Raw genomic sequence first — 12,665 nt, forward strand, 5'->3', positions numbered from 1 at the left:
CTCGGGATACTGGTCGCCCATGGACGAGGTCGAAGTCGTCGTCGCTCATGCCGAGCGGGCGACCCTGCGCGTCGGTGACGTGTTCCTGAAGGTGGACCCCGATCAGGCACGCATCGACATCGAAGTCGCGGCGATGGCCCTGGCGCCGGTGCCGACCCCGCGGGTCCTGTGGCACAGGCCGCCCGTGCTCGCGATCGCCGCGGTCCCGGGACGGGCGCTCGGCCGCCTCGGCGAGCCGTCGACCTCGTCGCCGGCGGCGTGGGAGGCGGCGGGTGCCGCCGTCCGGAAACTGCACGACGGGCCGCCGCCGTCCTGGCACGGCCGAGCGGGCCGAGGCCCGGACGAGCTGGCGGCGGCTCTCGACGCCGAGTGCGCGTGGCTGGTGAGGAACGGCGTCCTGCCCGCCGGCCTCGTCACCCGTAACCGCCAGGTCGCCGAGGCCGCGCTCCGGCCGTGGACTCCCGAGTTCACCCACGGGGACCTGCAGATCGCGCACGTGTTCGTCGACGGCGACGAGATCACCGGCATCATCGACTGGTCCGAGGCGGGCCGAGGAGATGCCCTGTACGACCTCGCCACGCTGGCCCTCGGACACGAGGAGCACCTCGGCGACCTCTTCGCCGGCTACGGCACCGACGTGGACCTCGACGTGATCCACGCCTGGTGGTCGCTGCGCAGCCTGCTGGCGGTTCGCTGGCTCCTCGATCACGGCTTCGACCCGTTCGCACCGGGCTGCGAGGTCGACGTGCTGCGCTCCCGGCTGTGAGGCACGCCCCGGCGTCATCGAGAGCAGGCACACCGACTCCGCGTGCCTGACGCACCCACCAGCCTGCACCACCCACAACTCGGCACCGCCCGCGAGCGGCGCCGATTCCTTGACGCGCTCACTTCCTGATGAGGGCAGCAGCACCTCTGGCACCTCCACCCCGACCTCCACCCGCAGCAGGACCTGTTCACCTCACCCGAGGCCCCCGCCCTCCTGGCCGATGCCCGCCGCATCGTCGTGACCGCCTACTCCGTGCTCGGTGAACGTGAGTGAAGGTGGCCGACCTCGTCCGAACCGTGCAGGAGTTCAGCTACGACGGCATCAGCACCGCCGTCCCCCGCTACTTCAACTCGTCGTCGTTCCACCAGGAATGGATCGATCGACGCACCCGGCTCATCCCTCGGTGGACCTGACCTGTCCTGCTGCTCCAGGGAGCCGACGCCCCCCTCCAGCCCCGCGAGTTCTACACCGACCCCGACGTCCTCGCGAAGCTGTCGGAAGGAAGTGGCGTGCACCTCTTCGACTCCGGCCACTTCTGGCCCTTCGAAGCCCCCGCCGAAATGGTCACCGCCCTGCGGGACTTCCTCGAGCAGGACTCCCCCGCCGGATGAAGGGACCCGGTTCGCCCGGCCTGCCGGTGGAGGACGACGGGCAGCGCCTGAGCCACGACGGGTCAGGCGTCGGACTTCTCGATCTCCCCCGCGAAGACGATGACCTGGTCGATCAGACTCCGCCGCAGATGGACGACGTCCGTCCCCGCGAGGCGGGGGCCACCGCCGGGCGTGGTGAAGACCCACTGGTACCGCGCCCACTCGTCCGGCATGTCCACCGCCGAACAGCGCACCATCGTGCCTGCCCCGGCCGGGTGCCGCCGGAGGTCCAGTACGAACTGTTCGACCGCCTCGATCCCTTCGCTACGGCCGAGCGGTCCCCAGAACACCACGTCCGAGGTCAGGGCCTGTGAGAGCAGACCGGTCACATAGCTGTCGTCCGAGGCGTTGAACGCGGAGATGAACGTGTCAATGGCGGAACGTGCGATCTCTTCCTGCATGCACCAGTAGTACCAGCCGCTTCACGCATCGCGCTCACCTCGCGAACAGCTCGTGCCGGCCTGCCCGGAGGGCTCCCTGTCGGCTTCTGGGGTGACGGACCCGGGTGCCGGGGCGGGTGGACACCTCGCCCCGGCACCGGCCCGTCACTCCTCGTCGCGCAGCCGCGTCGCCAGGGAGGCCAGCGACTCCGCTTCCTGCCGGTGGCCCGCGGCCGTCAGCCGGGAGATCGCCGGGTCGAGGCGGGCGAGGGCGGGCGCGGGGCGTTCCAGGTAGAGGCCCTCCACCGCGCCCGCGAGCCGGATGCACTCGGCCCACTCTCCGGCGTGGTCGGCGTCCTCGCCCGGCTCACCGAGCAGGGCGAGGGCCTTGTCCAGGGCGGTGAGGGCGTCCTCGTACTCGCCGGCGTAGGCAGCCACCCGACCGTGCTCGTAGGCCAGGGCTGTGTCCAGGGAGCGGCCTTGAGCCTCGTACTCGGCGGTGCGGGCCTCGTCGGCGACCCGGGCGGCGTCGTCGAGGAAGGCGCGCGCGTCGTCGAGGCCGTCGTGGCCCTGTCGCTGGGCCTGGAGGCGGGCGAGTTCGCGCAGGCAGTTGCTGAGCTGCTCGTAGCGCGGAGCCAGGGCGTGGGCGGCGAGGGCCTGGTCCGCGGCCTCGCGGGCGCGGCCGAACTCGCCGGACTCGCCGAGGAGTACGGCCGTCTCCGCGGCGATCATCGCATGGCTGCCCGGGTCGTCGTCCCAGCCTGCCGACTCGGCTGCGAGGGCGACGAACTCCGCCGTGGCGGCCTTGAGGTCCTCGCCCGCGTGCAGCGCGCGGGCGCGGGTCAGGCGCAGTTGGGCGACGAGCCGGTCGTCGAGTTCTCCGGCGGCCACGTCGGGCTCCGCGAGCAGCGAGTCGAGCAGGGCTATGCAGTCCTCGACACGGCCCAGGTCGAGGCTGAGCTGAGCGGCGTTGCTGTACGTGCAGTACGCGTCGGTACGGCTGCCGCCGCGGAGCTCCAGCTCGGCGCAGCGGGTCAGGTGGCGCAGGGCTTCGTCGGGACGGCCCAGGTGCATGACGGCTTCAGCCAGGTCGCCGTGCAGGCGGGCGGTGTCGACGGCGTCGGCGGGCCAGTCGGCCGCCAGTCGCAGGCCCTCGGCGAGGTCCGCCTGGGCGGCCTGCGCGTCCCGGAGCGCGAGCTGGAGCCGGCCACGCAGTCCGAGCGTGCGGGGCAGATGCCAGGCGGGGCCCCGCGTCTTCAGCCGGTCGAGCAGGGCGTCGACCTCGGTGACCGCGGCGGGCAGGTCGCCGGAGAGAGCGTGCGTGCTGGTCCGCAGCAGCAGGGCGCCGGAGACCTGTACGTCGATGTCGTGCCGGGCGGCGAACGCGTGCAGCAGGTCCACTTCGGCGAACACGGGCGCTGCGTGCTCCTCGCTCCTGGACGTCTGGAGGCGCAGGCCGAGTGCGGTGGCCCGCAGGCGCAGCAGGCGGGCCTCCTGGAACGGGGTGAGGCCCGGCGTCTCCTCGTGCAGGCGGACCATGGCGGCGTGGGCGGCGGTCAGCGCGGCGACCTTCGCCTCGGCGCCGTCACCGGCCTGTGCCTCCGCCGCGTCCGCGCCCTCCGTGGCGTTCTCGGCGGTGGCGAGGACGGCGCAGGCGCGGCAGACCGCCGCCTGCCCCGGCTCCCCGGCGTCGTCGTACAGGGCCGCGGCCTCCTCGTGGAGGTCGGCGGCGACGGTGAACTCGTCCTTGTCGCCCGCCCGGCTCGCCTCCTCGGCCAGCAGGTCCGCGCGCAGCCGCACGAGCGGGCCGACGGCCGGGTCGTCGGGATGGACGTAGTCCCGGGCGGTGACGAGCGTACGCAGCCGCGCCCAGCAGGCCCGGGCATCGGGGTGCCCCTGCTCGTCCAGGGCCCTTGCCCGGAGGACGAGTTCGGGCAGGGCGTCGGGGACGGCGGCGGCTCGGGCGGTGGGCTCGGCGACCGGGGCGGCCGCGACGGGCGTCACGTCGTCGAGGCCGCGGGCGCGCAGGGTCAGTTCGAGGGAGTCCACGAGCGGGGCACGCTCGAGGCGTACCCGGCGGCGGTCGGTGTGGGCCGTGGTTCCGTTGCGGGCGTCGAAGCGGGCGGCGAGGTCGTCGGCGCGACCGCGTACCTCGGCGCGCAGGCCGGACACCGTCCAGGTGCGGCCCGCGTATCCGGCGGCGGGCAGTTCGCCGCGGCCGAGGGTCTCGACGCGCTGGAGGAGGACCTCCACGCCGGTGAGGAAGCCGAGCTGGTCCAGCGGCGAGTCGACCTCCTCGAACAGGACCCGGTTCTCGGCGAGCAGCTCCAGGCCGCGGGCCTCGTTGCCGGTGAGCGCGCAGAACTCCAGGTGCCGTCCGACCTCCCGGGACATGGACGGGTTGCGGCGGCAGCCGCGGTAGCCGGCGAGGTGCAGCTCGCGGGCCCGGTCGGTGCGGCCGGTGCGCAGCAGGGGCAGCAGCGCGTACGACACGGAGCGGGCCGGCTCCTCCTGGCAGGACTCCTTCCCGGCCAGGACGGGCTCCCAGACGCTCAGCGCCCGTTCGTCGTCGCCGGCGACGAGGTGGTACAGGGCCCGCTCGCAGATCTCGCAGGCCTCGCAGTCGCTGAGCCGGGTGCGGGTGCGGCCGGCCCACAGCTCGTAGGCGAGGGCGGTGTCCTCGCCCAGGTGGGCGGCGAGCTGGTAGGCCTGTCCGTAGTAGGGCTGCAGTCCGAGGCCGGCCTTCTCGTACCGGTCGCGCATCTCCGTCAGCCACTGGCGCAGCCCGGTCAGCGGGACCTCGGGCAGCTGGCGCAGGGCGTGGCCCACCCACTTGAAACGCCAGAACAGCATGTGCCGCAGGCGGTCGTCGAAGACGTCGGGCTGCTCGTCGAAGAGGTTGAGCAGGCGGGCGAAGACGACCGGCGACTTCCGGGGTTCGGAGCCGTAGGTGTACGCCTCCTGGAGTTCGAGGAGCGCGTGGACGAGCGCGACGGGCTCCTCGAACTGCTCGGCGGCGTCGACGAGTTCCTCGGCCGTGACGGTGCGGGTGCGGCCGTAGGGGCGCCGGTCGTTCTCCTGGAGCGCCTGGAACAGCTCGTCGGTGGTCTGGGGTGCGGTCGGCATCGTCAGCTGTCCTTGCGGAGGGCGTGGGCGAGAAGGTCGAGGAAGGAGCGGTTGATCAGGCTGGATTCGGACGGCCTGAGCGGGCGCCGGGACAGCATCGCGGCCTGCCCGTAGAGGGCTTCGGCGCTGGTACGCGCCAGCTCGGGCTCGTCGATGGCCACGGCGGTGCGGACCAGCGGGTTGAGCTGGTTGAGGATCAGCTGAGCCCTGGGGGCCTCCTGGCGCAGGGCGCCGAGGATGTCGCCCCACAGGCCGCCCTCCTGTTCGCGGGCGAGCTGGGAGCGGGTGCGCTCGTGCCGGGCGTCGCGGCTGTCGACGAGGAGCGCGGGAGCGGAGGCCGGCTGGAAGGTGCGCAGGGCGACGTCGCAGTCGAAGACGGCGAGCGCGTCGCGGGCCTGCGCCAGGTAGGGCGCGGCCGCCAGTTCCGTTTCCCGGTCGACGGGGTCGAGGTGGGCGGTGAGGGTCGCCGGGTCGAGGTCGGCGACGCTGACCTCCGGCCTGATCTCGGGCAGCCGGTGGACCAGTTCACGGTCGTAGGTGTAGCCGCCGTTGACCACTCCGAGCCCGGCGGCCGAGGCGATCGCCGCGACCTGGCGGAACTCCTCCACGCTGGACGTCACCAGCACGGTGCGGTGGGTGCGCGCGAACTCGTCGAGGGTGGTGTGCCCGTCGGTGGTCTCGAACGGCAGCCAGGGCAGCAGCATCCGCAGGATCTCGTCGTCGTGCACGGCGAGCGACTTCACGGCCAGGTGGTGGGCCTGGAGGAAGCGGCCGAGCAGGTCCGGGTCGCTGGCGGCGGCACGGGCGATCCACGCGCGCAGCCGCTCGGCGAGGGCGTCGCGGACGGCGGCGAGGGTGTCGTCCTCGTACAGCGCTTCACGGGAAGCCGTGGGGCGCAGACTCTCCGCGTCGACGACGCAGCGCACGAAGAACGCCCACTCGGGCAGGATCTCCTCGGCCTGTCCGGACAGCAGCATGCCCTTGACGTGCACGCGGTGGCCGTGGCGGCGTCCGGCCGGCACCGCTTCGGGCAGCACGCACGCGATGCCCTTCAGGCCGACGGCCGGCAGGTCCAGCTCGATGGTGTCGAGCGGCGTGAACCCGAAGACCTCCTCGCCGTAGGCGGCCAGCGCACGGGCACGGGCTCCCGGCGTGGGGAAGCCCCGTGTCCACGGTGCCGGTTCGGGGTTGACGCAGGCGCCCGGGCCGCCCGAGCCGTCGTCGAAGGTCACCGGGTGGCGCAGCAGCGAGCCGAAGTGCCGGGCCAGCGCGTGCACCTGCTGCGGGCGGGTCCACTCGCCCGCGTCGGAGCGCGGGGTCAGTGTCACGGTGGTGCCCGGTCGGGGTCGGGCGGAGGCGGGCAGCGTACGGACGCTGTAGCTGCCGTCGCCGCGTCCGCGCCACTCCACGGCCGGGGCGTCGGGGGTGCGGGCGGAGCGGCTGAGGACGTGGATCTCGTCCGCGACCAGGAAGCAGGAGAGCAGGCCGATGCCGAACTGGCCGATGAAGTCGCCGCGCTGCTCGGCGATCCGGTCGGCCCGCTTGCTGCTGCGGCCGATCGTGGCGAGGAAGGTGTGTACGTCGGCCTCGGTGAGACCGACGCCGTCGTCCTCGACGCGGACGACCTTGCCGTCGGCGTACAGGCGGATGCCGAACGCGTCGGCGGGTGCGGTCTGTTCCAGGCCGTGCCGGGCGGTCAGTGCGTCCACCGCGTTCTGGAGCAGTTCGCGCAGGTAGACGCGAGGGCTGGAGTACAGGTGGTGGGAGAGGAGGTCGACGAGGCCGCGCAGGTCGACCTGGAAGGTGCGGTCGGCGCCGGCCGGGTCCACGGCGGTGTCGTGCAGAGTCATCGGGCAGTCCGGGGTGGGAGAAGCGACGGGTGGCGGGTGGGCGGCACCGGGGCCGGAGGGTGCTCAGGCACGGCGGTGGTGGCGGGCGAACTGCTTCTCGGGATCCGCGAAGTAGACCCAGGGCCACTTGGTGTAGGCACCGTCGAGCGTCTGGAAGACACGTCGGACCGTGTGGCGCTCACCGGCCAGCGACAGCGCCATGGCGAACATGTTGAAGTCGTGCTGCCAGCCCGGCCCCCACACATAGGCGGGGTGGAGGATGCTGTGGTCGGCCGCCTTGCGCAACTCGGCCTGGATCTCCGGGGTTTCGAGGCAGTCCCCGCGCTCCGACTCGACCCAGTCCTCGATGTGCGCCATGGCGACGACACAGCCGAGGCGGTGACCCTGCGGGGTGCGGGCGAGGGCGTCGCGGGCGAACGCCAGGGCCTGCCCCGGTTCACCGCCCCACCGGGGCTGCAGCTGCGACACCCACTCGATGTGACTCTCCAGGTCGAGGGGGTCCCGGCGCAGCGCGGCGTCGAGCCGGGTCCGGGTGATGTCGTGGCCCAGCGACATGCCCCGGCCGGAGGTGAGCAGGCGGCGCCACGGCGTGACCCAGTCCGGCCGCAGCTCGGCGGCCTCCAGCAGGTGCTCCTCCGCGATCTCGAGCCGCTCGTGGAAGACCCGCCACTGCTCCTGCGTGACGTCGACGGCCCGCGCGGCCGTGCGGGCCTCCCAGCCCCAGCTGACGTGGCGGGTCCCGGAGATGAGCAGGGCGGTGGCCCGGTGCTCCTTGTCCTCCTCGACGGCCCGGCCGATCCAGTCCTGCACTCCGTCCAGCTCGGCGAGCTCGCCCAGGACCTGGTGGTCGCGGCCGAGGTCGAAGGGGGCCAGTGCCGCCTTCACCGCGTCCCATTCACCCGCGTCGGCCGCCTCCACCAGCGCGAGCACCCGCGCGTCCCCGAGCGCGCGGAGCGTGTACGTCCCGTTCCGCTGCCTTCGCGGAGCCGGAATGACGTTCGGATCCGTCGCCGGTCTCTCCGCTCCCCTGCCGAACAGCTTGCCCAACATGCCGCGCCCTCCCCTGGGTCCCGCGTGATCATCGGGGGGCAGCATAAACGGCACGACTGACACCGCTTCCACAGGGTTTTCACCCAGGCTTCACGGACCTGCCCCGTCCGCCCGCCGGTCACGGCCCGGAGGGACGGCACTCGTCCAGCGCTCGAAGCGCCTCGTCGGCCACCGCGCGGGTCTCCGCCGCCGAGGCGTCCGAGGCGAGGCGGGTGAGCCGGACGCGGAGCCGCTGCTCGTCGCGCGGCGGTCTGCCGGTGGTCACGAGCCAGTGCGCCAGCCCTTCCGCGGCGTGGTGGCGAACGTCCTCGTCGGGGTCGTCCAAGGCGTGGACGAAGCGCGGCAGATCCCGGCCGGTGTCCGCGTCGGTGGCGTTGTGCGTGTCGAGAAGCGAGAGCGCGGCGGCGCGGACGTCGGCCGAGGGGGTCCGGTCCACGATCTGCCGGAGCCCGGGCAGCGCCTCCGCCAGGCCGATGAGCGCGTTGTGCGTCTGCCGGACCGTGTTCGGGTCCGCGGCGAGGTGCGCCACCAACGCGCGGGCCACGGGATGACGTTCCCAGAGGCGTAACCCCTCGGCGACCAGGATGTCCAAGCCGTCGACGGCGCCCGCGCGCACCTCGCCGTCGGGGTCGTCCAGGAGCGGAAGCAGCAGCCATACGGCGTCCCAACGCCCCGCCTGCCCGATGGCCTTCGCCGCCGCGCCACGTGTACGGCCGGACAGCGCGCTGCCGGTCACGGCCGTACGCAGAGCCTGCGCGGCCGCCCGTGTTCCCGCGGCTCCCAGCGCGAGCGCCGCGGAGGTTCCGGCGTCGGCATGGCCGAGCCAACGGATCGCCGGGCCGGTCAGCCGTTCGTCGCCGCGCTCCGCGAGCCCGCGCAGCAACAACTCCGCGCATCCAGCGTTCCGTTCGGCCTCCAACGCTGCGGCCAGGGCGTCCTGGACCCGTGCGTCCTCCACGCGCATCAGGCGGTCGGCCACCTCGCTGCGCACCTGCGCGGACTCGTCGCGCAACCCCGCGACCAGTACGTCGAGGATGCGCTCCGTCCAGCGTTCAGGAAGCAGTCGGAGAGCCTGCACGCGGGCGTCGACCGCGCCCTGCTCGGCCGTGCGGACCAGTTCCGCGCCGACGTCCGGGTCATCGCGGAGGGCGTACACCAGACTGCGGGCGCGCCCCCACACGGCTCCCTCCGGGTCGCCGAGAAGCTCCATGAGCGCGCGCACGTCACCGGGCACGCCCAGGGCCCGCAAGCCGTCCAGCGCGTTGATCCGAAGATGGTGGTCGGGGTCGCGCAGCAGACGTGAGAAGGCGGCCACGACCGTCGGGCCGTCGAGCCCGAGCCGGATCGCGGTACGCGAGGCCCGGCGCCGCACCCAGGGATCCTCGTCGCCCATCAGGCCGGGAAGGACCGCGTGGCCCGCCCCGGCCACCCCGAGCCGTCCCAGTCCCGCGGCCACAGCCTCGCGCACCTCCGCCGCTCGGTCATCGGCCGACCCGGCGAGCACCCAGGCGTGCTCCTCCCGCCCGATCCGGCCCAGCCCCTTCGCCGCGGCGGCACGCCGCCAGGTGTCGCCGTCCTCCAACTCCCGCAGGAAGAAGGCGATCTGTCGTTCCGAGCCCATGAACACCCCGGTGAGTCAGACCGGCGAGCGGGCCGGAGGTTGTACCGGGCCGGTCGAGGAAAGCGGGTCCGGGATCACGGGGCCGGGGCTCTCGGCCACTCGCTGTCCACCTCTGATGGGGGCGAACCCCCAGGTCCCTCCGCTCGCCGCCGACGTCAGCTCGGCGAGACCGGGAAAAGCATGCAACTGCTGGTGGCGTGTGCGAGCAAGCGGTCCTCGGAGTCGAGCAGTTGGGCCTGCGCCAGGGCCGTGCGGCGGCCGTGGTTGAGGACGGTGCCGACGGCACGGACCTTGCCGGTGTCCACGGTGATCTGCCGCAGGAACTTCACGGTCAGGTCGAGCGAGGTGTACCCCGTGCCGGCCGGAAGCACGGACTGCACGGCACAGCCCGCCGCCGAGTCCAGAAGGGTGGCGTAGACGCCGCCGTGGACACTGCCGATGGGGTTGTAGTGCTCCTCCCCCGGCTCCAGGACGAAGACGGCGTGACCGAACTCGACCTGCTCGAGGGTGAAGCCGAGGGTCGCTGCGATGGGCGGGGCGGGCAGACGTCCGCTCAGCACGTCGCGCAGGAAGTCGAGGCCGCTCTCCTGGCCGACGTCGGCTGCCGAGATGCCCGGATCCTGCCACTCGTACGTGCGTGACCTCGTCATACGTCTCTTCCTCCCCGGCTGGCTTCAATAATCGAAGTTAGCTGGACGCAGAGCTGGCTGTCAATGATGAAGCCAGCCTAGGATGAGGCATGACCTGGCTGGAGACGAACACCGAGAACTGCACGGTGCAGCGCACCCTCGACCTGATCGGTGAGAAGTGGTCGCTGCTGGTTCTGCGTGACGCCATGAACGGCGTGCGCCGCTTCGACGACTTCCGCCGACACGTGGGACTGTCGGAGGCGGTGCTGGCGGACCGGCTGCGCAAGCTGGTCGCCGCCGGGGTGCTGGACACCGTCCCGTACCGCGAGGCGGGCCACCGCACCCGGCACGAGTACCGGCTCAGCAGCAAGGGCTGGGATCTGTGGCCGGTGATGATCGCGCTGAAACAGTGGGGCGACCGCTACACGGCCGACCCCGAGGGGCCGCCCCTGGAGGTCCGCCACCGTGAGTGCGGTGAGACGGTGGAGACCGTCGTCGTCTGCTCCGGCGATCACGGGCCCCTCACGCCACGGGAGGCCTACACACGGCCCGGCGCCACGGCACACGCCTTGTGACCCGCCGGGCGCGGCCCGGGAACGGGCCGACGCGACGGCCCCCTCCCGGACGACCGCCTCGGAGGACGCTCAGTCGAGGCAGAACTCGTTGCCCTCGATGTCCTGCATCACGATGCACGACTCTTCGACTCCATCGGCAGGCAGCAGTCGCAGGCGCACCGCGCCGAGCGCGACCAGGCGCGCGCACTCGGCCTCGAGCGCGGCGAGGCGCTCCTCACCCACGAGACCGGTGCCGACCCGGACGTCGAGATGCACCCGGTTCTTGACGACCTTGCCTTCGGGTACGCGCTGGAAGTACATGCGCGGGCCCGCACCCGAGGGATCCATGCAGACGAACGCCGCGTCCTGACGCTCCGGCGGCAGTGAGCGATTGAACTCGTCCCAGGTGGCGAACCCCTCCGGCGGCGGCGGTACGACGTACCCCAGCACCTCGCACCAGAACCGGGCGACACGCTCGGGTTCGGCGCAGTCGAAGGTGACCTGGACCTGCTTGACCGATGACATCGACGCACGATAGCAGGGCCGCTCCGAGGCCCCGCCCGCACCGTTGACCGGCAGGGCTGTCGGTCATCTGTCGGCACGTCGGTCATCTGTCAGGGCTGTCGGTCGGCTATCGGTGGCCCGTCGACGGGGCTTGGCACCTTTCAGGGACGGCCGACCGGAACACACCGGGCGGCCCGAACCCGAAGGAGCCACCATGACCACTCCCGTCACGATCATCGGCGCCGGACTCGGCGGTCTCACCCTCGCCCGCGTCCTGCATGTGCACGGAATCCCGGCCACGGTCCACGAAGCCGATCCCTCCCCCTCGGCACGCGCCCAGGGCGGAATGCTCGACATCCACGACTACAACGGGCAGCTCGCCGTCGAGGCGGCCGGGCTGATGGACGCGTTCCGCGCCATCGTCCTGGACGGCCGGCAGGCGATGCGGGTCCTGGACCGGGACGGAACCGTCCTGTTCGAGGAAGCGGACGACGGCACCGGCGGACGCCCCGAGGTGATGCGTGGGGAGCTGCGGCGGATGCTGATCGACTCGCTCCCGGCCGGCACCGTCCGGTGGGGGGACAAGGTCACCGGCGCCCGATCCCTCGGCGACGGCCGGCACGAAGTGGCCTTCGCCGACGGCAGCACCGCCGTCACCGGCCTGCTCGTCGGCGCGGACGGTGCGTGGTCCCGGGTGCGCCCGCTGCTGTCCGCCGCCACACCCGAGTACGCGGGGACGTCCGTGGTCGAGACCTACCTCCACGACGCCGACACCCGGCACCCCGTCGCCGCCAAGACCGTGGGCGGCGGATCGATGATCGCGCCCTCGCCGGGCAGGCAGTTCTTCGCCCACCGGGAGAGCGGCGACACCCTGCACATCTATGTGGCGCTGGCCGAGCCCCTGGACTGGTTCGCCGCGATCGACTTCACCGACCCCGCAGCGGCGACCGCACGCGTCGCCGCCGAGTTCGCCGACTGGGCACCGGAGCTCACCGCGCTGATCACCGACACCGACACCGCGCCGGTCCTGCGCCCGCACTACGCCCTGCCGGCCGAGCACCGGTGGGACCGGGTGCCGGGGGTGACGCTGCTCGGCGACGCCGCCCATCTCACCGTCCCGAACGGCGAAGGCGCCAACCTGGCCATGCTCGACGGCGCCGACCTCGGCCGGGCGATAGCGGCACGCCCCGACGACATCGAGGCCGCGCTCACCGAGTACGAGCAGGTGATGCTCGCACGCAGCGCCGACGTCGCCACGTCCGAGGATGCCGCGATCCATCGGATCGACTCGCAGGACAACACGGCCCACGGCCTGATCGACATGTTCACCGAGGAGGGCCGATGACCCGCTCGCGCACTGAACCGGGGCTGTCCTTACGGCTCCTGCCCCCTTCGCACCGTCATCGCACCCGCCCGACGGCCGCCCACGCGGACTGACCGTCCGCTGCCGGCGGGCGTGCGCCGAGCGGGACACCGCGCTCGCCGTCATCGGTCAGGACGGCGAGCACGGGCCCGTGCGATCCCGCGCCCACGGC

The 12,665-nt window shown here is 72.9% G+C and carries 11 protein-coding genes; 4 read left to right on the forward strand and 7 right to left on the reverse strand.

What is annotated here, in order from left to right; genetic code table 11:
- Positions 1–19: 19 nt before the first annotated feature.
- Positions 20–766 carry a phosphotransferase family protein gene (locus tag ACGFW6_RS02210; RefSeq protein ID WP_393503607.1) on the forward strand — a complete coding sequence of 249 codons (747 nt, stop codon included), beginning with the start codon at positions 20–22 and terminating at the stop codon, positions 764–766.
- A 275-nt stretch (positions 767–1,041) separates the two neighbouring features.
- Entirely contained in the window at positions 1,042–1,179 is a 138-nt protein-coding gene (locus ACGFW6_RS02215) for a hypothetical protein (protein ID WP_393503610.1), read from the forward strand.
- 260 nt (positions 1,180–1,439) lie between these two features.
- On the opposite strand, the gene ACGFW6_RS02220 is transcribed toward ACGFW6_RS02215, so the two are convergent.
- The 6 genes from ACGFW6_RS02220 to ACGFW6_RS02245 form a co-directional block, all read right to left on the reverse strand.
- Positions 1,440–1,817 carry a nuclear transport factor 2 family protein gene (locus ACGFW6_RS02220; protein WP_393503613.1) on the reverse strand — a complete coding sequence of 126 codons (378 nt, stop codon included), beginning with the start codon at positions 1,815–1,817 and terminating at the stop codon, positions 1,440–1,442.
- A gap of 144 nt (positions 1,818–1,961) precedes the next feature.
- Complete coding sequence (locus ACGFW6_RS02225; RefSeq protein WP_393503616.1) at positions 1,962–4,922, reverse strand: hypothetical protein; 2,961 nt, start codon at positions 4,920–4,922, stop codon at positions 1,962–1,964.
- A gap of 2 nt (positions 4,923–4,924) precedes the next feature.
- On the reverse strand, positions 4,925–6,772 hold the full coding sequence (locus ACGFW6_RS02230; protein ID WP_393503618.1) for an HSP90 family protein: 1,848 nt from the start codon (positions 6,770–6,772) through the stop codon (positions 4,925–4,927).
- Between the two features lie 63 nt (positions 6,773–6,835).
- Positions 6,836–7,822 (reverse strand): hypothetical protein, encoded by a 987-nt coding sequence (locus ACGFW6_RS02235; protein WP_393503621.1) that lies wholly within the window; start codon positions 7,820–7,822, stop codon positions 6,836–6,838.
- 118 nt (positions 7,823–7,940) lie between these two features.
- Positions 7,941–9,443 carry a HEAT repeat domain-containing protein gene (locus ACGFW6_RS02240; RefSeq protein ID WP_393503624.1) on the reverse strand — a complete coding sequence of 501 codons (1,503 nt, stop codon included), beginning with the start codon at positions 9,441–9,443 and terminating at the stop codon, positions 7,941–7,943.
- A 155-nt stretch (positions 9,444–9,598) separates the two neighbouring features.
- Positions 9,599–10,093 carry a PaaI family thioesterase gene (locus ACGFW6_RS02245; RefSeq protein WP_393503627.1) on the reverse strand — a complete coding sequence of 165 codons (495 nt, stop codon included), beginning with the start codon at positions 10,091–10,093 and terminating at the stop codon, positions 9,599–9,601.
- Positions 10,094–10,182: 89 nt separating this feature from the next.
- Between ACGFW6_RS02245 and ACGFW6_RS02250 the strand changes: the two genes are divergently transcribed.
- A complete protein-coding gene (locus ACGFW6_RS02250; protein ID WP_393503630.1) occupies positions 10,183–10,647 on the forward strand; it encodes a winged helix-turn-helix transcriptional regulator in 465 nt (154 codons plus the stop codon).
- A gap of 69 nt (positions 10,648–10,716) precedes the next feature.
- Here the strand turns inward: ACGFW6_RS02250 and ACGFW6_RS02255 are convergent, their stop codons facing one another.
- Positions 10,717–11,151, reverse strand: a complete 435-nt coding sequence (locus tag ACGFW6_RS02255; RefSeq protein WP_393503633.1) for a VOC family protein — start codon at positions 11,149–11,151, stop codon at positions 10,717–10,719.
- Positions 11,152–11,344: 193 nt separating this feature from the next.
- Between ACGFW6_RS02255 and ACGFW6_RS02260 the strand changes: the two genes are divergently transcribed.
- Positions 11,345–12,475: an FAD-dependent oxidoreductase gene (locus ACGFW6_RS02260; protein WP_393503636.1), complete on the forward strand. Its 1,131-nt coding sequence runs from the start codon at positions 11,345–11,347 to the stop codon at positions 12,473–12,475.
- Positions 12,476–12,665: the final 190 nt, after the last annotated feature.

The sequence above is a fragment of the Streptomyces sp. Y7 genome, assembly GCF_043195415.1.
Lineage (GTDB): Bacteria > Actinomycetota > Actinomycetes > Streptomycetales > Streptomycetaceae > Streptomyces.